General features: G+C 69.9%; 18 protein-coding genes and 2 pseudogenes. 7 read left to right on the top strand and 13 right to left on the bottom strand.

Features of this window, described 5'->3' with window-relative positions; genetic code table 11:
* Positions 1-10: 10 nt before the first annotated feature.
* The 3 genes and pseudogenes from AB0I59_RS42070 to AB0I59_RS00510 form a co-directional block, all read right to left on the bottom strand.
* Positions 11-613: pseudogene (locus tag AB0I59_RS42070) on the bottom strand (site-specific integrase); the annotation flags it as partial.
* Positions 614-757: 144 nt separating this feature from the next.
* A pseudogene (locus AB0I59_RS42065) lies at positions 758-2,014 on the bottom strand (RNA polymerase sigma factor); the annotation flags it as partial.
* A gap of 18 nt (positions 2,015-2,032) precedes the next feature.
* Positions 2,033-2,356, bottom strand: a complete 324-nt coding sequence (locus tag AB0I59_RS00510) for a YciI family protein (protein ID WP_358128596.1) — start codon at positions 2,354-2,356, stop codon at positions 2,033-2,035.
* A gap of 139 nt (positions 2,357-2,495) precedes the next feature.
* Here AB0I59_RS00510 and AB0I59_RS00505 point away from each other — a divergent pair, with 139 nt between their 5' ends.
* From AB0I59_RS00505 to AB0I59_RS00495, 3 genes are all read left to right on the top strand, one after another.
* Positions 2,496-3,179: a DUF998 domain-containing protein gene (locus AB0I59_RS00505; protein ID WP_358128593.1), complete on the top strand. Its 684-nt coding sequence runs from the start codon at positions 2,496-2,498 to the stop codon at positions 3,177-3,179.
* A gap of 71 nt (positions 3,180-3,250) precedes the next feature.
* Complete coding sequence (locus AB0I59_RS00500; protein ID WP_358128591.1) at positions 3,251-3,622, top strand: DUF1801 domain-containing protein; 372 nt, start codon at positions 3,251-3,253, stop codon at positions 3,620-3,622.
* Positions 3,623-3,796: 174 nt separating this feature from the next.
* Positions 3,797-4,942 carry an acyl-CoA dehydrogenase family protein gene (locus AB0I59_RS00495; protein ID WP_358128588.1) on the top strand — a complete coding sequence of 382 codons (1,146 nt, stop codon included), beginning with the start codon at positions 3,797-3,799 and terminating at the stop codon, positions 4,940-4,942.
* Between the two features lie 48 nt (positions 4,943-4,990).
* Here the strand turns inward: AB0I59_RS00495 and AB0I59_RS00490 are convergent, their stop codons facing one another.
* From AB0I59_RS00490 to AB0I59_RS00475, 4 genes are all read right to left on the bottom strand, one after another.
* On the bottom strand, positions 4,991-5,152 hold the full coding sequence (locus AB0I59_RS00490; RefSeq protein WP_358128585.1) for a hypothetical protein: 162 nt from the start codon (positions 5,150-5,152) through the stop codon (positions 4,991-4,993).
* Positions 5,153-5,265: 113 nt separating this feature from the next.
* Entirely contained in the window at positions 5,266-6,042 is a 777-nt protein-coding gene (locus AB0I59_RS00485) for an alpha/beta fold hydrolase (RefSeq protein ID WP_061253180.1), read from the bottom strand.
* A 43-nt stretch (positions 6,043-6,085) separates the two neighbouring features.
* Entirely contained in the window at positions 6,086-8,311 is a 2,226-nt protein-coding gene (locus tag AB0I59_RS00480) for an ATP-binding SpoIIE family protein phosphatase (RefSeq protein ID WP_061253179.1), read from the bottom strand.
* Between the two features lie 120 nt (positions 8,312-8,431).
* Positions 8,432-9,136: an iron-dependent transcriptional repressor DtxR gene (locus AB0I59_RS00475; protein ID WP_358128581.1), complete on the bottom strand. Its 705-nt coding sequence runs from the start codon at positions 9,134-9,136 to the stop codon at positions 8,432-8,434.
* Positions 9,137-9,213: 77 nt separating this feature from the next.
* Here AB0I59_RS00475 and AB0I59_RS00470 point away from each other — a divergent pair, with 77 nt between their 5' ends.
* Complete coding sequence (locus AB0I59_RS00470; protein ID WP_061253177.1) at positions 9,214-9,825, top strand: UdgX family uracil-DNA binding protein; 612 nt, start codon at positions 9,214-9,216, stop codon at positions 9,823-9,825.
* Positions 9,826-9,848: 23 nt separating this feature from the next.
* On the opposite strand, the gene pdxH is transcribed toward AB0I59_RS00470, so the two are convergent.
* On the bottom strand, positions 9,849-10,493 hold the full coding sequence (gene pdxH, locus AB0I59_RS00465; protein ID WP_358128578.1) for a pyridoxamine 5'-phosphate oxidase: 645 nt from the start codon (positions 10,491-10,493) through the stop codon (positions 9,849-9,851).
* A gap of 168 nt (positions 10,494-10,661) precedes the next feature.
* Here pdxH and AB0I59_RS00460 point away from each other — a divergent pair, with 168 nt between their 5' ends.
* Complete coding sequence (locus AB0I59_RS00460; protein WP_061253176.1) at positions 10,662-11,768, top strand: citrate synthase 2; 1,107 nt, start codon at positions 10,662-10,664, stop codon at positions 11,766-11,768.
* A gap of 125 nt (positions 11,769-11,893) precedes the next feature.
* Here AB0I59_RS00460 and AB0I59_RS00455 read toward each other — a convergent pair whose 3' ends face one another.
* On the bottom strand, positions 11,894-14,578 hold the full coding sequence (locus AB0I59_RS00455) for an ABC transporter substrate-binding protein (protein WP_358128575.1): 2,685 nt from the start codon (positions 14,576-14,578) through the stop codon (positions 11,894-11,896).
* A gap of 125 nt (positions 14,579-14,703) precedes the next feature.
* On the opposite strand from AB0I59_RS00455, the gene serC reads away from it, so the two are divergent.
* Together serC and AB0I59_RS00445 are read left to right on the top strand one after the other, a co-directional pair.
* Positions 14,704-15,816, top strand: a complete 1,113-nt coding sequence (gene serC, locus AB0I59_RS00450; RefSeq protein ID WP_358128572.1) for a phosphoserine transaminase — start codon at positions 14,704-14,706, stop codon at positions 15,814-15,816.
* A 193-nt stretch (positions 15,817-16,009) separates the two neighbouring features.
* Positions 16,010-16,564 (top strand): TIGR00645 family protein, encoded by a 555-nt coding sequence (locus AB0I59_RS00445; RefSeq protein WP_061253173.1) that lies wholly within the window; start codon positions 16,010-16,012, stop codon positions 16,562-16,564.
* A 320-nt stretch (positions 16,565-16,884) separates the two neighbouring features.
* Here AB0I59_RS00445 and AB0I59_RS00440 read toward each other — a convergent pair whose 3' ends face one another.
* The 4 genes from AB0I59_RS00440 to AB0I59_RS00425 form a co-directional block, all read right to left on the bottom strand.
* A complete protein-coding gene (locus tag AB0I59_RS00440) occupies positions 16,885-17,514 on the bottom strand; it encodes a rhomboid family intramembrane serine protease (protein WP_061253172.1) in 630 nt (209 codons plus the stop codon).
* A 149-nt stretch (positions 17,515-17,663) separates the two neighbouring features.
* On the bottom strand, positions 17,664-18,428 hold the full coding sequence (locus AB0I59_RS00435) for a crotonase/enoyl-CoA hydratase family protein (protein ID WP_061253171.1): 765 nt from the start codon (positions 18,426-18,428) through the stop codon (positions 17,664-17,666).
* Between the two features lie 15 nt (positions 18,429-18,443).
* Positions 18,444-19,223, bottom strand: a complete 780-nt coding sequence (locus AB0I59_RS00430) for an SDR family NAD(P)-dependent oxidoreductase (protein WP_061253170.1) — start codon at positions 19,221-19,223, stop codon at positions 18,444-18,446.
* A gap of 33 nt (positions 19,224-19,256) precedes the next feature.
* On the bottom strand, positions 19,257-19,601 hold the full coding sequence (locus AB0I59_RS00425) for an STAS domain-containing protein (RefSeq protein ID WP_061253169.1): 345 nt from the start codon (positions 19,599-19,601) through the stop codon (positions 19,257-19,259).
* Between the last annotated feature and the right edge of the window lie 35 nt (positions 19,602-19,636).

Below are 19,636 nucleotides of genomic sequence, written 5' to 3'. Positions count from 1 at the left end.
CGACCGGCGATCAGGCGCGGGGCTTGAGCTGCCGCAGGGTGTAGCCGCCGCCCGCCGGGTCCAGGGACTTGGTGGCCTGCTTGAAGAGGTACTCGGCCCGTTCGTACGACAGGCGGCCGCGGCCCGTATCCGGGCACAGGTCGGCCGCCGCGGGCATGCGGGACGGCCCGGGCCGCCGATCGGCGAGGAACAGCGGGCCCCGGGTCCGGCCCGCCAGCAGGTGAGGGAGAAGCCGGGCGGTCCCGGAGCGCCAGCTCACCCAGGCATCGCCCGCGCGGGCCCGGCGGTCGTCCAGGTCGAGGTGCTCGACGTTCAGGGACAGCACGGCCGTCACCGCCGCCGCCGACTCGTGCAACAGCCGCCACAGGGTCCGCTCGCGCAAAGGCAGGTCGGGACGGCTCCACAGCGCGTCGAGCTGTGCCGACCCGATCGTCTCGGCCCGGGGACGGGTCTCCGCGCGGCGGTCAAGGCCCGTCGCGAGGTCCATGGACGCCCAGGCTCCGAACGACCGGACGGCCGACCGATGCCGGTTCCACGTCTTCGCCGCGGCCTCGTCCCAGGCCGTCGCGAACACCCGCGCCACCTGGTCGGCCGTCAGGGACGCCAGCGGCATGTGTTCACCCAATGTCAGGCACATGCGCCGCAGGGTCTGCCCGTACGAGCGGATCGTCACGGCGTCCAGATCGTCGCGTGCCAGGAAGTCGCGCGCGGCCTGCCCGAGGGTGGCACCCGGCGAGCCGGTGACGGTGATCTCGTCCGCACGACGCCGCAGGAAGGCGCGCTCGGCGACGTTCCTGGCGAGAGACGCGCCCCGCTCGAACTCCAGCCGCGCCTCCGCGTGCCGCCCCAGCCGGACCAGGAGATCGCCCCGGACGCCGGGAAGAAGGTGGTAGTCCCGCAACGCGGGATCGGCGATCAACGAGTCGACCAGGGCGAGCCCCTCCTGCGGCCCGTGCGCCATCCCGACCGCCACCGCCCGGTTGAGCTGCACGATCGGTGTCGGCAGCAGCCGGGCCAGCGCCTCGTACAGGGCCGCGATCTGCGCCCAGTCGGTGTCCTCGGCGGTCCGTGCCTGCGCGTGGCACACGGCGATCGCCGCCTGCAGCACGTACGGACCGGGCGTGCCACCGACCTCCCGCGCGCGGAGCATCGCGGTGAAGCCACGACGGATGAGCAACTGGTCCCAGCGCCCCCGGTTCTGCTCGTGCAGTTGGACGGGCTCACCCGAGGGCCCGGTCCGCGCGGCAGAGCGGGACGACTGGATCTCCATCAGCGCGACCAGCCCGTGCACTTCGGCCTCGTGCGGCGCCAGCTCGGCCAGCATCCGGCCCAGCCGCAGCGCTTCGAGGCAGAGTCCCGGCCGCATCAGGTCATCCCCGGACGTCGCCGAATATCCCTCGTTGAAGATCAGATAGATGACTTCGAGCACCGACGACAGGCGCTCGGCCAACTCCGATCCGTCCGGCAGCTCGAACGGCACCCGCTCCTCGGCCAGCGTCCGCTTCGCCCCGGCGATGCGCTGGATGATCCGCTGCTCGCTGACGAGGAACGCCCGTGCGATCTCCTCGGCCGTGAGACCGCCGAGGAGCCGGAGCGTCAGCGCGACCCGCGCCTCGGTCGGCAGCGCCGGATGGCAGGAGATGAACATCAGCCGCAGGACGTCGTCCCGCTCAGGGTCCCGCTGCTGTTCCAGATCGTGGGCGAGCTGCTCGTGCTTGCGCTCGAGACGCTGGGAGCGCCGGATGTGGTCGACGGCGCGGCGCTTGGCGATGGCCGTCAGCCAGGCGCCGGGGTTGTCCGGAATCCCCGACTCCGGCCACTGTTCGAGCGCGGCGACGAGCGCGTCCTGGGCGAGTTCCTCGGCCAGGCCGACGTCGTGCACCATCCGCGTGAGCCCGGCGACGATCCTCGCCGACTCGAGTTTCCAGACCGCATCGATCACGCGATGGGCGTCCGTCACGACACGATGACAGCACCGCCCCGGCTCGTTCGCAAACCGGGGAGGTCCCGTCATCGGATCAGGGGCCGCGGCTCAGGGACCGAAGACCTGCTGGATCACGCTCTCGCCGTCACCGACGATCGCGCGGAACCGGCGGGTCAGCTCGATCGCCTCCTCCTTGGAGCGGACCTCGACCAGCGCGAAGCCGGCCACCGCCTCCTTGGCCTCGGCGAACGGCCCGTCGGTCACCGTGATCGTGTCACCGGAGGACGTCACGCGGATCCCGCCGGGCTCCAGCCCGCCGGTGGCCAGCAGGACGCCCGCCGCCGTCATCTCCTCGATGAATGCGGCCATCTCGGCGTACAGCTTCTCGTCGGGGGCGGCGTCGGTGGGCTTGGTCGTCATCAGGTAGCGCATGGGTCTTCTCCTTCTTGTCCTGGGCTCTGCCTACGCGTCGAACGTTCTCATACGACAGGGAACGAGGGTCATTCCCTGTCACATGGCCGGATCGACGTGTGAGCGAGAACCGAAGACGAACCCGAGAGAGGCACCGGCCATGACCGCCATCCAGACATCCGCCACCCCCGCCGCCAGCGCCACCGCAGCCACCACCACGGCCGCCTCGACCCGCTCCCTGCTCACGTGCGCGGCCGTCGCGGCGCCCCTGTGGGCGATCGTCTCCCTGGCCCAGGCCGCCACCCGCGAGGGCTTCGACCTGACGCGGCACCCGTTGAGCGCGCTGAGCAACGGCTCCCTCGGCTGGCTGCAGATCACCAACTTCCTGGTCTCCGGCGTTCTGACCGTCGCCGGAGCGGTCGGCCTGCGCCGCGCGCTGCACGGCACCCCCGGAGGCAGGTGGGCACCACGGCTGGTCACGCTCTACGGCATCGGCATGATCGCCGCGGGGATCTTCGTCATGGACCCGGCCGACGGCTTCCCCTCCGGCACTCCCTACGGGATGCCCGAGGCGCTCACCTGGCACAGCTACGGCCACATGGCCGCAGGCTCGATCGCCTTCATCTCCTTGATCGCCGCCTGCTACGTCCTGGGCCACCACTTCGGCCGCACCGGGAACCGCGGCCACGCCGTCGCCTCCCGCGTCGCCGGCACCGCGCTCCTGCTCGGCGACGGCTGGGCGATGAGCGGCGGCACGGCCGGCTCGCTGACCCTGGCCGTCGGCGTCATCCCCGCGATGCTCTGGGTCTCGACGGTCGCCGTCCGCTACCGCCGCGGCCTCTGAACCTCCCCGTACCGGGGCACACCCCACACCCGCAGGCCCGAACCCATCTCACAGGAAGCAAGGACATCGACATGACCGCGTTCGCCACCATCGAGGACTACCTCGCCTCCCTCCCCGAGTCCCAGCGCCAGATCACCGACGAACTCCTGCCGCTCATCGAGAAGGCGCTGCCGGGGACCGGTGCGGTCTGGCACGGGCACCCGGTGTGGAGCCTCGGCCCGGCCCCGGGCAAGTCCCCGGTCTGCTACATCAAGGCCTACTCCAGCTATGTGACCTTCGGGTTCTGGCGGGGGCAGGAGATCACCGACCCGTCCGGCCGCCTCGAAACCGGCGCGCGGGCGATGGCGAGCGTGAAGCTCCGCGCCCTGTCCGACGTCGACGCCGACCTGTTCACCACCTGGCTGGACCAGGCGCGGGACCTCGAAGGGGCGACGGGCGACTGACCCGAACGACACCGTGGAAGCAGGAGCGCTCCGGATGAACGAGGAGATCGTTCACCCGGCGCTCTGCGTGCGCGTCTTCGGCCGGCCCGAAAACGGGGCCAGGACTGTGTACCTACGAGTAACAGAATCGTATTCTGGCCGGGCGAGATGTCCCCGGCCCGGAAGGCGTGTCCGATGCAGCGCGACCTCTTCGAGGAAGAGCACCTTCTCTTCCGTGAGACCGTCCGTGAGTTCCTGGTCCGCGAGGTGGCGCCTCATCACCCCCAGTGGGAGAAGGACGGCATCGTCCCGCGAGAGGTCTGGAAGAAGGCCGGAGAGCTCGGCATGTTCGGCTTCTCCGTCCCCGAGGAGTACGGCGGAGCCGGGATCACCGACTTCCGCTACAACGCCGTCGTCGTCGAGGAGATCATCAGGATCGGCGCGAGCGGGCTCGGCTTCTCCCTCCACAACGACGTCATGGCACCGTACTTCGTCGATCTGACGAACGACGAGCAGAAGCGCCGCTGGCTGCCCGGCTTCGCGTCCGGCGAGCTGATCACGGCGGTCGCCATGACCGAGCCCGGCGCGGGCAGCGACCTGCAGGGCATCCGCACCACCGCCGTACGCGAGGGCGACCACTACGTGGTCAACGGCCAGAAGACGTTCATCACCAACGGCATCAACTCCGACCTCGTCGTGGTCGTGACCAAGACGGACCCGGCGGCCGGAGCCCGCGGCACCACGCTGCTCGTGGTCGAACGCGGCATGGAGGGCTTCACCCGGGGCCGCAACCTCGAAAAGATCGGCATGCACGCGCAGGACACCGCCGAACTGTTCTTCGACGGCGTCCGGGTTCCGGTCGCCAACCGCCTCGGCGACGCCGACGGGCAGGGCTTCATCCAGCTCATGAACAACCTGCCGCAGGAGCGCCTGTCCATCGCCGTCGCCGCGGTCGCCTCGGCGGAGGCCGTCCTTGAGACGACCATCGAGTACTGCAAGAACCGGACGGCGTTCGGCCGGAACATCGGCTCCTTCCAGAACACCCGCTTCGTGCTGGCGGAGCTGGCCACCGAGGTCGAGATCGCCCGGCACTACGTGGACAAGTGCGTCACCACGCTGAACCGCCGCGAGCTCTCGGTCGTGGACGCGGCGAAGGCCAAATGGTGGACCACCGAGCTGCAGAACAAGGTCATCGACCGGTGCCTGCAACTCCACGGCGGCTACGGCTACATGACGGAGTACCCGGTCGCCAAGGCATGGCTCGACAGCCGCGTCCAGACGATCTACGGCGGCACGACCGAGATCATGAAGGAGATCATCGGCCGTTCCTTCGGCTTCTAGCCGCACCTCGGGGAAGGCGGCTCACGGGGCGAAGCCGGCTCATGACGGTCAGCGGAGAGTCTGGCCCCAGATGAGCAGCATCGCGAGCACGAACACGATCATCACGCCCGCGTATCCGATCGCGCCGAGCCGGAAGAACCTGCGCACCCGGTTGAGCAACCACGCGAACAGGAAGGCCAGGAAGACCAGCAGGATGAGTCCGGCGTCCATGTCGACCAGTATGCGGTGCTTTCTCCGCGAGCGCGGGCGCGATGGCCGTACTGCGAGGCCGACGAGGCTGACGAGGCTGACGAGGCCGCGTGCGCATCGGGCCGTGGCACCGGTCAGCCGCTCGTGGTCTCCAGGATGATCCGGGCGACCAGCGAAGGGTCGTCGCTCATCGGCACATGACCGCAGCCCGCGAGCAGCTTGACGCGCTGCTGCGCCCAACGCCCCGCGCGTACGGCCTGGCGCCGCGGCAGGAGCCGGTCGTGATCACCCCAGGCGATCGTGATCGGCACCTTCGGGGGCGCGGGAGGGGCCATCCACGCGAACGACTCCAGCATCTCGTCGAACCCGGCCGAGTTCCGCAGCGCCTGGGTGCCCAGCAGCACCTCCTCGTCGGCCATCCCGTCGGGGTTGGCCACGAGCAGTCCCAAGGAGGCCCTGCGTCCCACGGCGGACGACATCAACGCGGCGGCCGTCCCCTCGGACGTGGCGGTCGCCGCCTTCCGCAGGGCACGCAACGCCGTACGCGCGTAGAGGCACTCGCTCCTGGACCAGAATCCGGCGGGCGAGAACGCGACTGCCGAACGGACGACACCACGGGAGGCCATGTCGAGCGCCACATAACCGCCCAGCGAGTTGCCTGCCACATGCGGCTGCGAGAGGCCGAGCCGATCCCAGAACTCCTCGATCGCGAAGGCGGCCGTCTCCGCGTTGTACGGCGTTTCCGGTGGGAACGGCGGCGAGGCCCCGAATCCGGGAAAGTCCACCGCGATCACATCGTGCCGTTCGGCCAGCAGGTCCATGACGGGCGACCATGCCTGCCAGTGATGACCGATTCCGTGCAGCAGGACGAGGGGCGGCCCCGTCCCCCGGCGTTCGTACGTCAACTCCATATCTGCGAGTCAAGCACCCGGGGGCCGGGCCGTACAGGATGGCTCAGCGGCCGCCCACCGGAATCTCGAACCAGACCGCCTTGCCCTCCCTGGTCGGGCGGGACCCCCAGCGCTTGGCGAGCTGGTCGACGAGATAGAGGCCACGGCCGCCCTCGTCGTTCTCGCCGGCGCTGCGGATGCGGGGCAGCCGCAGGTCCTGGTCGAACACCTCGACCCAGACGGACTCCTCGCCACGGCGCAGCCGGAGCGTGAACTCCTTGTCGCTGACGACCTCGTCCTCGAAGCCCGGCACGTCCCACGACTCGTCGAACGGCAACGGCGGGCCGTCCATGATCAGGTCACGACGCGGCACGCTGGCGCTGGCCGCGTGCAGGACCACGTTGGTGACGACCTCGGAGACCAGCAGGCAGGCGAGCTCGGCGCGCTCGTCGGGGACCTGCCAGCGCTCGAACGCGACGGACGCCATGCGGCGCGCCTCACCCACCATGATCGGCTGGGCGGGGAACGTCTGCTCCTCGAACTGCAGCTCGGCGCCGACTGAGCGGATCACCAGGATCGCCATGTCGTCGTCGATCTCACCGGGAATGGCGACGGTCGCCGCGTCGGCGATGCGCTCGACCGTGTCCCCGGCGATCTTGGCGACCTTGTCGCAGAGGATCCGCAGCGTCTCGTCCTCGCTCGGCGGCGGTTCCTCGGAGTCGCGGGCGGGCCGCCGGTCGACCAGGCCGTCGGTGTAGAGCAGCAGAGCCGCGCCCGGCGGGAGGACGCGGGTCTCCTCCTTGTAGACCAGGTCGGCGTGCACGCCCTTGGCGTGGACGCCGAGCGGCTGGCCCACCTCGGTGATGTCCAGTTCGGTCACGTTGCCGTCGACGATCAGCAGCGGCGGCGCGTGACCGGCGTTGGCGAAGGAGAGCTGCCGGGACCAGGCGTCGTAGACGAGGTACTGGCAGGTGACGATCGGCGGGTTGGTGATGTCCTCGCCGAAGTCGTCGCGCTCCGGAGCGGCGACGATCCTGGTCCACTCGTCGAGGCGGGCGAGGATGTCGGCGGGCGGCTTGTCGTCCTGCGCGAAGGCGCGCAGCGCGGCCCGGAGCTGCCCCATGACGGCGGCGGCCTTGGCCCCGCGCCCCTCGACGTCGCCGATGACGATGCCGACCCGGCCGGCGGACAGCGGGATCACGTCGTACCAGTCGCCGCCGACCTGGGTCTGGATGCCCTGGCCGTGCGACGCGAGCGGAGCCGCCGGGTAGTAGCGGACCGCGATCTCCAGCCCGTCGAGCGAGGGCAGCTCACGCGGCAGCAGGTGCTTCTGGAAGGACTCGGCGGTGTGCCGCTCCTCCTCGAACAGGAGGGCGTTGTCGACGGCCAGCGCCACCCTGGTGGCGATCGCGCCGACGAAGTCACGGTCGAACGTGTCATAGTGGGGCGAGCGCCTGTCGGTGAGGTTCGACAGGCCGAGGTACATCAGGCCGAGCGTCTCGCCACGGACGCACAGCGGCGCCACGATGGCGGAGGTCATCCCGATCTCGCCGCAGATGCGGGCCGACGCCTCGCTCGGCGCGGGATAGCTGACCTGCGAGAAGTCCTCGATGAGGATGGTCTCCTGGCGGCGCAGCGCCGAGTCGGCGTAGTGGCCGGAGGGGTACCTGATCTCTCCGCCGACGGGCAGCCACGACTCCGGGGGCGGTGCCCAGCCGTTGACGTGGGTGGAGACCTTGCGGATCAGCCGGTCCCCCTCGACCAGCTCGATGAAGCAGTGGTCCGCGAACTGCGGGACCAGCATCTCCGCGACCCGGTTGAGCGTCTCCTCGACGTACAGGGAGCCGGCCAGCCGCTCGCCGATGCGCTCGAGGAGGCCGAACCGGTCCTTCTCGCGCTCGTTGCTGCGCATGGCCTCGCGCGCGGTGATGACGACACCGGTGACCGAGCCGGACGGATGCCGGAGCGGGACGGCCTGGGCTCGCACGTAGATCATCGTGCCGTCGGCCCGGACGATGTCGAAGGTGCCCTCCCAGACGCCGCCCTTCAGCACGCTCTTCGCGAGCTCGGCGGTCAGCGGGTGATCCTTCTCGGTGATCCCGAGGGAGAGGAGCGACTCCTTCCCCTCCTCGCCACCCGGCCTGCCGAACAACCGCTCGGCGAACGGATTCCAGTAGAGGACGTTGCTGAACCGATCGGTGACGACGACCGCCATCTCGGCCTGGTCCAGCACGGAACCGGCGGTGAGATGGTCGGCGCTGTCCTGCGAGAGGTCCCCCCAACGTTTCATCCGATCACCCCTTGGGGGCGGGTGTTCGCAAAGCGGACCACTGGCGCTCCTGCCTGAACAGAGGCTGGGTTCTGACGGGAGAGGAGGGGCTCCCTGCTGGGACTCAACGAACGCTTTCGGTCATCGTCTCGTGACGAAGACGTGCGCGGCGACGTCGCGCGGAAGTTCCGCAAGGTTGCTGTCCGCTTCACCGTCACCCGTCACCCGTACACCGTCGTCGCTCGCCGCGAGCGTCACCTCGCGTCCGGGTTGTATCCCAACTTGCTTGAGTTTAAGCATCACGGCGGGATCACTTTGCACTTGTTCGCTAATTCGACGCACTACAACGGGTATCTCCCGGGGCCCCGCCAGATCGATCATGGAGATGATCCGCTCTTCCTTGACCGAGGCGGACTCGTCCACGCCGAGCTCCCCGAGCCCGGGGATGGGATTTCCATGAGGGCACGTGGTCGGGTTGTCAAGGAGTCCGACCAGGCGTGTCTCCACCGACTCCGACATCACGTGCTCCCAGCGGCACGCCTCGATGTGGACCTCTTCCCAGGGCAGTCCGATCACCTGGGTCAGCAGGCACTCGGCGAGCCGGTGCTTGCGCATGACCCGGATGGCCAGGGTGCGCCCGAGATCGGTCATGCTCAGATGCCGATCACCCTCCACCTTGACAAGACCGTCACGCTCCATCCGCGCGACCGTCTGGCTGACGGTGGGGCCACTCTGCTGCAGCCGCTCCGCGATGCGGGCGCGCAGCGGAACGATGCCCTCCTCCTCGAGCTCGAAGATCGTCCGGAGGTACATCTCGGTGGTATCGATCAGGCCGTGTGCGGTCAACGTTCCTCCCGTCCTGTAATCGATGCTACGAGCTTCCGATGTGTTCGCAGCCGACCCTATTGGGGAAGCGACATGGGATGGCAAACATCGGTGCGGAACGATTTCTTCCAGAGGAGATCAGCCTGCCCGCGCTCCGCGAGGCCGCCCGCCGCTGCGAGGGCTGTGACCTCTATCTGAACGCCACGCAGACGGTCTTCGGTGATGGCGTTCCCGACGCGCGCTTCATGCTCGTGGGCGAGGAACCGGGAGATCAGGAGGACCGCCAGGGGGCCCCGTTCGTGGGGCCCGCGGGCCGCGTGCTCGACCGGGCCCTGGAGGAGGCCGGCATCGACCGTGACGCCGTCTACGTGACAAACGCCGTCAAGCACTTCAAGTTCCAGCCGAGGGGCAAGCGCCGGATCCACCAGAAGCCCACCGCGGCGGAGATCGACGCGTGCCATCCGTGGCTCGACGCCGAGATGCGCCTGGTCGATCCGGCGGTGACGGTGATCCTCGGCGCCACGGCCGGGCGTGCGCTGCTCGGGCCGTCCTTCAGAGTGACCCGGCAGCGCGGCCAGGCCCTCCCCCGGGCGGAGGGCAGCTACTACGTCGCGACCGTGCACCCGTCGGCGATCCTGCGTGCCCCGGACAGGGAAACCGCCTACACCGGTTTCCTCTCCGATCTCAGGGTCGCCGCCGCGCTGCCCTGACGCCGTACGGCGGCACGCCGGGGTCAGGGCGCCAGTCGCTCCAGGAGCCACGAGTCACCGGCCCGCCGGTAGCGCAGCCGGTCGTGCATCCGGTCCGTCTGCCCCTGCCAGAACTCCATCTCCGTGGGGATCACCCGGAACCCGCCCCAGAAGTCGGGGGTCGGCGGGTCCTCCGGCCAGCGGTCGGCCAGCGCGGCGAACCTCTCGTCCAATTCGTCCCGTGACCTCACCACCGCGGACTGGCGCGAGGCCCACGCCGCGATGCGGGAGCCGTACGGACGGGACCGGAAGTAGGCGGTGGAGTCCTCGCGGGACACCCGTACGACCCGGCCCTCGACGCGGACTTGGCGGCGGATGGGATGCCACGGGAAGAGCAGGCAGGCCCGCGGGTTCTCGCCGAGGTCCCGGCCCTTGCGCGACTCGTAGTTGGTGAAGAAGACGAAGCCGCGCTCGTCGAAGCCCTTGAGGAGGACCGTACGCGCGGACGGGCGGCCGCCGGCCGAGCTGGTCGCGACGATCATGGCGTTGGGTTCGGGCAGCCCGGCTTCCAGCGCGTCGCCGAACCACACCGCGAACTGGGTCACGGGGTCGTCGGCGAGGCCGGATTCGAGCAGGGGCTCACCCTCGTAGCTGTGCCGGAGACCGGGCAGATGGGAAGCGGTGTCCACGGAACGGTATTGTTGCGCGCTTGACGGAGGACGCCCACATTGCCCCCTACCAGGGACAACGGCGTTTCGTAGGGACCGGCGGGAACCCACTGGAACCCTGCGGGTTAAATTGACCCGCCGGTATCTCGACATCAAGGCTTTTGACTTCAAGAGAGGGAGGCGGCCGAAGTGTCCGACTTCAAACCCGGACTCGAAGGTGTGGTGGCTTTCGAGACCGAGATCGCGGAACCGGACAAAGAAGGGGGCGCCCTTCGCTACCGGGGCGTCGACATCGAAGAACTCGTGGGCCGCGTGTCGTACGGACATGTCTGGGGCCTGCTCGTCGACAACACGTTCCAGCCCGGACTCCCTCCGGCGGAGCCGTACCCCGTTCCTGTCCATTCCGGCGACATCCGTGTCGACGTACAGAGCGCGCTGGCGATGCTCGCTCCTGCCTACGGCTTCCGCCCGCTGCTCGACATCGACGACGACCAGGCGCGCGACGACCTCGCCCGCGCCTCGGTGACCGCGCTGTCGTTCGTGGCCCAGTCCGCCCGCGGCCTCGGGCTGCCGATGGTTCCCCAGAAGCGCGTCGACGAGGCCGAGAGCATCGTCGAGCGGTTCATGATCCGCTGGCGCGGTGAGCCCGATCCCAAGCACGTCAAGGCCATCGACGCGTACTGGACCTCCGCCGCCGAGCACGGGATGAACGCCTCCACGTTCACCGCGCGCGTCATCGCCTCCACCGGCGCTGACGTCGCCGCCGCCCTGTCGGGCGCGGTCGGCGCCATGTCCGGCCCGCTGCACGGTGGCGCCCCCGCCCGCGTGCTGCACATGATCGAGGGCGTCGAGCAGGTCGGCGACGCCAAGAAGTACGTCCAGGCCGAGCTGGACAAGGGCCAGCGGCTGATGGGCTTCGGCCACCGCGTCTACCGTGCGGAGGACCCCCGCGCCCGGGTGCTGCGCCGTACGGCCAAGGAGCTGGACGCGCCGCGCTACGAGGTCGCCGCCGCGCTGGAGACGGCCGCCCTGGAGGAGCTGCACGCCCGCAAGCCCGACCGGGTGCTCGCCACCAACGTGGAGTACTGGGCCGCGGTCATCCTCGACTTCGCCCAGGTCCCCGCCCACATGTTCACCTCGATGTTCACCTGCGCGCGCACCGCCGGATGGGCCGCGCACATCCTCGAGCAGAAGCGCACGGGCAGGCTGGTCCGCCCCAGCGCCAACTATGTGGGCCCGGCCCAGCGTTCGATCAACGACGTCCCCGGCGCGGCCGAGGTCGTCGGCAAGGTCTGACCGTACGTCGCCGGCAGTCGTCGGCCATCCCCTGAATCGGCCCGCACGTCAGGTGCGGGCCGTTTCGCTTTCCCGGCCCTTCCCCCTGTTCCCGGCCCCTCCCGCCGTTCCCGCGGGCGCCGTACTCAGGGACGGCCGGTCTGCTCGCTCGGGGGCGCGTCGGGGAGGTTCGCGCAGAGCGGGTTCGCGACGGGCCGCTCGTCCATGTCGAGCAGCCCGCACCGGACCATCGGCACCGAGTGTCCCTGCCCGGAGTCGGTCACCTTCATGATGGCGACGACCTTGTTCGCCGGGTCGTGCCTCTCGGTGTCGACGAAGTCGATCACGCCGCTCGACCCGTTCCACGCGGCCACCCGCGAGGTGAGGACGAGCTCGTAGAGGATGTCTCCCTTGCTGGGCAGCCCTCCGGCACGGTAGGCCCGGTTCGCCGCCTGATAGACCACGCTGACGGCGTCGTACGTGATGATCAGGTTGTCGTCGGACGCCTTCGGATGGCCGCCCTTCAGCAGCCCGTACACGAACGCGGTGGGCGTGGCGCCGCTCTGGCGCCACAGTTCCCGGCCGGCCAGCGTCGCGTGGTAGACCTCGACCCGCCGAAGGCTCGTGATCTGGTCGCCGTGGTCGGCGACGACCTTGATGACGTCGTCGCTCGCGATGACCCGCACCGTGTCCGTCCCGCACGCCTTGCCCTCCAGAGCCCGCAGGAAGTCGAGGAACTCCGGGGCCCGCCCCGCGTAGAGGTAGACGTCGGGACGGCGGCGGCAGGCGTCCAGAGCCGCCTTGGAGATGCCTCCTCCGTCCACGCTGTAGTAGATGCGGGCGCGGACTCCGACCTTCTCCGTCCCGAGGGCGGTGACGAGGTCCTCGGCCAGGTTGTTGGTGTACTGGTCACCGGGCGAACCGTCCTGGACGACCACGGCCGACGGCGACGTAACGCCGCTCAGGAGCGTACGGCGGGCGAACCGCGCGGCGAGGGTGGCCTCGCGGAAGTTCGTCGGGCCCAGGTGGAAGTAGTACGGGGACGGGTAGCCCGTGTCACCGTTGATCGAGCCGTCCCTGATGTAGCCGAGCCGGTCCGCGGTCCCGGTGGTCCCGACCATGGGGATCTTCGCCTCGTGCAGCACCTGGATGGCCTGCTCGACGCCCGCCACGCTCCGGGGGAAACCGACCACCCCCACCACGTGGGGATCACGGGCGGCCATGTCCTTGATCAGCTCGGCGCCGCGCCGGCCCTGGCGGAGGTTGTCGCCGGAGTTCGCGATCAGCACCTGGAGCCGCGGAGTGCTGGAGACCGTGCGCTGGTACTCCTCGACGGCCGTCAGTTCCGCGAGCGCGCCCGCCCGCCTGCTGTCCTCCGACCCGGTGTCCCTGATGGAGTACTCGCCGAAGAGGACCACGCTGACGTAGGAACCGGAGTCCCCCGCGGAGGCGTTGTTCTTGTCGATCTTCGCGATCAGCTTCGTGACCTCGCCGTCGAACAGGTCCCCGGGCGCGGCCCCTTCGGCGTTGACGACGCCCACGCACTCGCCGTCGATCCGCTCGGCCCAGGCCAGGCCGCCGCAGTGCGCCTGCTGGTCCCGCTGGTTCTCCACGGCCCAGGCGGCGGGGCCGACGAGCAGCAGCGCGACCACCGACCAGTAGCCGATCGCCCGCAACCTGCTCCCCAGCAGCCGAGGCCGGTGATCGGCGTCCGGGAGCGGACCGCCCGCCTCGACCACCAGTCGCAGGCGGGGCACCCGCCGCCGCACCGTCCTGCGCCAGCCGTCGACCAGGGCCGGGAGCCGGGCGAGATCGGCGGAGACGGTCCGTCGCCGCTCGTCCTTCAGCTCGTCGGGGACCGCGGCCAGGACCAGGATCGGGGCCAGCAGCCCGGTCTCCTCGGTGGTCTCCTCCAGGATCCGCAGGAACCTCTCGGTGGCCTCGCCGGAGCTCCGCGCCTCCAGGACCACCATGCCGTACAGCCCACGGCCCCAGCTCGGCCAGGGGATGATCCACTTCTGGTACGCCTGCCGGAGGTCCTGGCAGAGGGCGTGGACCAGCAGATGATCGATCTCATCGTCGGTCGCGTTCGCCAGCCGGAGGGCGTACCTCGGGAGGCGTTCGAAACGTCGTCTCGTCAGGTACGGCTGCCGCCTGAACCAGCCGTTGAAGAACGATCCCCTGATCGACAGCACCGCCTGGAGCGCCGTTCCGGCCAGGGCCACGAGGATGCCCAGCGCCCACGGGATCAGGCCCACCAGATCGGACGTGCCTCCGGCCAGCCACACCGCGAGCGTTCCCAGGGGAACCCAGGTGGTGGCAGCCCGGCCGATGAAGTCCGCGGAGGTCCTGCGTCCCCGGTCGCCGCCGTACCGGCCCCTGCGCCAGCCCTTGACCCGCTCCTTGAACTCGTCCTGGCCCCTGCGCGAGTGCGGATCGGGCGGCCACCGTCTGCCGGTCCCGCCACCCGCGTCCCGTGCGCCGCCGCTGTCGTCGTCGTCCGAGGGGCGCTCGTCGCGCTGGCGCCTGGCCCACAGGACGAACTGGACGAGCGGGAACCGCGGCGGGGGTAGGAAGGATCCGGCCACCGGCTTCCCGAGCTGCCCCTGTTCCCCGGCCAGGCCCGAGACGAGCTCGCGAATCGTGCCGTACTCGCCGGACTCCACGGACGCGTGCGGGAGAACGTCCTGGAACGGCGCGGCGAGCCGTCCGGCGACCTCGAAGGCGACGCCGTCCCGCCCGGCGACGAAGACGATGGGGAGGGGCTGATCTGCCCGCCAGAACCACGGCCTGCGAACGAGCTCCTCGATGGCGCCATGCGGATCGGCCACGCGGTTGTCTCCCGGACGGAAACGCTGATTCGGCTCAGTGCATGATCAATGGTTTTGGCACACCATGATGTCTCACATTCCGGACCTGGGTCTAGACCATCGCCGCGGCTCACTACGCTGGATACGTGGCTGACATCGTGATTCCCGCTGACATCAAGCCCGCCGACGGCCGTTTCGGCTGCGGGCCCTCGAAGGTACGCCCCGAGCAGCTCTCGGCTCTCGCCGGAGCCGGCGCGAGCATCATGGGCACGTCCCACCGCCAGAAGCCGGTCAAGGACATGGTCGGCCGGGTGCGCGCGGGCCTGTCCGAGCTGTTCTCCCTTCCTGAGGGGTACGAGGTCGTCCTCGGCAACGGCGGCACCACCGCGTTCTGGGACATCGCCGCCTTCGGCCTGGTGCGCGAGAAGTCGCAGCACCTGCAGTTCGGCGAGTTCTCGTCCAAGTTCGCGTCGGTCGTCACGAAGGCGCCCTGGCTGGGCGACCCGACGGTGATCAAGTCCGAGGTGGGCAGCCACCCCGTGGCCATCGCCGAGGAGGACGTGGACGTCTACGCGCTCACCCACAACGAGACCTCGACCGGCGTGGCCATGCCGATCAAGCGAGTGGCGAACGACGAGTCGCTGGTCCTGGTCGACGCGACGAGCGGCGCCGGCGGCCTGCCCGTCTCCGCCGAGGAGTTCGACGTCTACTACTTCGCGCCGCAGAAGAGCTTCGCCTCCGACGGCGGCCTGTGGATCGGCCTGTTCTCGCCCGCGGCCCTGGCCCGGGTCGAGGAGATCACCGCCTCCGGGCGCTACGTCCCCGAGTTCTTCAGCCTGCCGGTCGCGATCGACAACTCCACGAAGAACCAGACGTACAACACCCCGGCCCTCGCCACCCTGTTCCTGCTGGCCGAGCAGATCGAGTGGATGAACTCCCAGGGCGGCCTGGCCTGGACCACGGCGCGTACGGCCGACTCGGCCTCCCGGCTCTACAACTGGGCGGAGAAGACCTCCTACACCACGCCGTTCGTGGCGGACCCCGCCCAGCGGTCCAACGTCGTCGGCACGATCGACTTCGACGACTCGGTCGACGCCGCGGCCGTGGCCAAGGCGCTGCGCGCGAACGGCATCGTGGACACCGAGCCCTACCGCAAGCTCGGCCGCAACCAGCTGCGCATCGCGATGTTCCCGGCCATCGACCCGGCCGACATCGAGGCGCTGACCGGCTGCGTCGACTACGTGGTCGAGCGCCTCTGATTCCGAGGCTGATCCGGCACTGATCGGACGCCGCCACCGGGCCGGTACGCGCATGCGTACCGGCCCGGTCGCGTCCGCGCACCCCCTCGGGCGGTCGAACCCGCGTCGCGGACGGCCGAACCCGCGTGCCAAAGAAGTCGCCCGCCCTCCGTAAAGTTTCTCCCGCGACGGACGACTTCTGACAGGAGCAACGGTGAGTTCGACCTCGGGGGATCTGCGGGCACGGCAGCGCAGCCTGGGCTATGTGATGTTCGCCAGCAGGTGGCTGCAGGTGCCCCTCTATCTCGGGCTGATCGTGGCCCAGGGGGTCTACGTCTGGCAGTTCATGGTCGAGCTGTGGCACCTGGTCACCGGTGACTTCTCCGCCAGCGGCATGAACGTCGAGCAGTCCGTGATGCTCAGCGTCCTCGGGCTCATCGACGTCGTGATGATCTCCAACCTGCTCATCATGGTGATCGTGGGCGGCTACGAGACCTTCGTGTCAAGGATCAACCTCGACGGGCACCCCGACGAGCCCGAGTGGCTGTCCCACGTCAACGCGAACGTGCTCAAGGTCAAGCTCGCCACCGCGATCATCGGCATCTCGTCCATACACCTGCTGCAGACGTTCATCAGGGCCCGCGACATGAGCACCGACACCATGTTGTGGCAGACGCTGATCCACCTGGTGTTCATCGTGTCCGCGATCGGGCTGGCCCTCATCGACCGCATGCTCAACTCGTCCGCCGGCGACCGCGCGCACGACTGAGCCACGCCCAGTTCCACGCCTGAACGCCGCGCCCGTCTGAACGCCCGGCCGAACACCGTGCACGCGAGCCAGAAACGACGCAACGGGCTCCGCACCTTCCCCCCATCCCTTTGGGTGAGTACGCGAACGCCAGGGGCTCCTGGGGGCTGTCAGGCGCTCAGGGTCGAACCGCGCGCGACGGCCCGGCATTCGTGCCGTACCTGCTCCTGCCGTACCTGCTCGGGCCGGTCCGTGCCGTCTCCGCGCGATCCCCGTCTGATCCCGCCTCACCGACCCGGTGTCCGGGCCGCGCCGCCCTCAGTACGGGAAGGGCGGCGCGGTCAGGCGCCTTCCCGTACGGCACGGCGGCGGAGCAGCCAGGCCGCGACGACGCCGCCGATGAGGCCGAACAGGTGGCCCTGCCAGGAGATCCCGGACTCGCCGGGCAGGGCTCCCCACAGGATCGAGTAGTACAGCCCGGCGACGACGACCCCGAGGAGGATGTCCAGGGCGCGCCGGTCGAACAACCCCCGCGCGACCACGTACCCGAAGTAGCCGAAGACGAGGCCGCTGGCGCCGACCGTCAGCGTGCCCGGCGGGCTGGTCAGCCAGACCCCGGCGCCGCTGACCAGGATGATGATGAGGCTCGCCCCCAGGAACCTGCCGATGCCGCGGATCGCGGCGATGAAGCCCAGGATGAGCAGGGGCACCGAGTTGGCCATCAGGTGGCCGAACCCGTCGTGCAGGAACGGGGCGAACAGGATGCCGGGCAGGCCGTCGGGATCGTGCGCGAGGATGCCGTACCGGTCGAGGGCGCCATCCTCGATGTAGTCCACGACCTCGACCGCCCACATGGCGGAGACGAGGACGGTCATGACGATCGCGCTGCCGAGAGCGCCGCTCAGGAGGCCGACCACGCGATCGCGGGTCGACCGGCCGGTAGGGGGAACCGGTGCGCCGGAGTCGTTCATCTCTTCACGGTACGCAGTCCCGGCCGCGTATGCGGATCGTGTCCGCGGCCGGGACGGCCGGAACGGGCGGGATAGGGGGAACGGTCCGCGCGTCCGGCGCGGGATGCTCCCCGCCCCCGGCGATCACCGCGAGGGGCGGGGAGAGCAGGTCAGGCGCCCGTCCAGTTGGGCGAGCGCTTCTCCGCGAACGCGGCGGCGCCCTCCATGGCGTCCGCCGAGCCGAAGACCGGGTTGACGATCTCGCCCTGCTTCGCGAACATCTCGCCGCTCGACCAGTCGGCCGACTCGACGACGACCCTCTTCGTCGCGGCGAGCGCGAGAGGGGCGTTGGCCGCGATCGTACGGGCGAGCTCCAGCGCGCCGGCGAGCGCCTCGCCCGCCGGGGTGACCCGGTTGACCAGGCCCAGCTCGTACAGCCTGGCCGCCGGGTAGTGATCACCGGTCAGGGCGATCTCCATGGCGACGTGGTACGGGATGCGCCGGGGCAGCCGCATGATCCCACCGGCAGCGGCGACGAGGCCGCGCTTGGGCTCGGGCAGCCCGAACTTGGACTCCTCGGACGCAACGACGACGTCACACGAGAGCACCAGCTCGAACCCACCGGCCAGGGCGTAGCCTTCGACGGCCGCGATCAGGGGCTTCTTCGGGGGGTTCTCGGTGAGCCCGCCGAAGCCGCGGCCCGCGACGACCGGCATGTCCCCGGTGAGGAAGCCCTTCAGGTCCATGCCCGCGCAGAACGTGCCGCCCGCCCCGGTGAGCACGATCGCCGAGATGTCCGTGCGCTCGTCCAGTTCGTCCATCGCGGCGGCGATACCACGGGCCACCGGGCCGTTGATCGCGTTCCTGGCCTTGGGGCGGTTGATCGTGACGACGGCGACCGCGCCGTCGACCTCTACGAGAACCTCGTCAGACACGTGACCTCACCTCGGTTACTTGGGCTGGAAGCGGATGCCGCCGTCGAAGCGGATGACTTCGCCGTTCATGTAGTCGTTCTCGACGAGGCTGCGCACGAGGTGGGCGAACTCCGAGGCCCGGCCCAGGCGCTTGGGGAACGGCACGGGCGCGGCCAGCTTGGCCTTGAACTCCTCGGCGTTCTTGTCGCCGATCTTGCCGTAGATCGGCGTGTCGATGATCCCGGGGCAGATCGTGAGCACGCGGACGCCGATCGCGGCGAGGTCGCGGGCGGCCGGGAGGGTCATGCCGATGATGCCGCCCTTGGACGCGGAGTAGGCCACCTGGCCGGTCTGGCCCTCGATGCCCGCGACCGAGGAGGTGTTGATGACCACGCCGCGTGCGCCGTCGGCGTCCGCCGGCTCCGTCTTGGCCATGGCCGCCGCGCCGATGCGCATGAGGTTGAAGGTGCCGATCAGGTTGATGTCGATGACCTTGCGGTAGGACGCGAGGTCGTGCGGGGCGCCGTCGCGGCCGACGGTGCGGGACGCCCAGCCGATGCCGGCACTGTTGATCACGGCGCGCAGCGGCTTTCCAGTGGCGACCGCGGCGTCGACCGCCGCCTGCACCGACGCCTCGTCGGACACGTCCGTCTGCACGAAGACGCCGCCGAGCTCGTCGGCGATCGCCTTGCCCCGCTCCGTGTTGAGGTCGGCGATGACCACGGTCGCGCCGACGGCTGCCAGCTCGCGTGCCGTCGCCTCACCGAGGCCGCTGGCACCGCCCGAGATGATTGCTGCTGCTCCGTTGAGATCCATAGCCGGACCTTAACGCGACAACCGAATGAAGTTCTACTCAGGGTGGGTCAAAATCGCGGTGTCCACATCCGGATAGACCTTCATACGGCGATCGAGCCCGGTCGTGCGCAAAATGCGGGCCACCGGCGGCTGCGGCGCGGCGAGGCAGACGCCCCCGCCCTCGCTCGTGGCGAGCCGCCACGCCTCGATCAGCACGCTCAGCCCGCTGGAGTCCATGAAGGACAGGGCCGCGAGGTCCAGGACGAGGGTCGGGCCGTCCTGCATGATCGCGTCGCGTACCTCATCGCGCAGTATCGGCGCGGTGAACAGGTCAAGCTCTCCGGTCACCGCCACGACGACGGCGCCGGAGAGCGATCGACGCGCGAGCCGCAGCTTCATGATGGACCTCCTCAGCGAGGCCACTTTACTTCGAC

The sequence above is a fragment of the Microtetraspora glauca genome (assembly GCF_040656155.1).
GTDB classification, from domain to species: domain Bacteria; phylum Actinomycetota; class Actinomycetes; order Streptosporangiales; family Streptosporangiaceae; genus Microtetraspora; species Microtetraspora glauca.
Note: the sequence above shows the minus strand (reverse complement) of the source record. Positions and strands in the feature narration are given on the sequence as shown.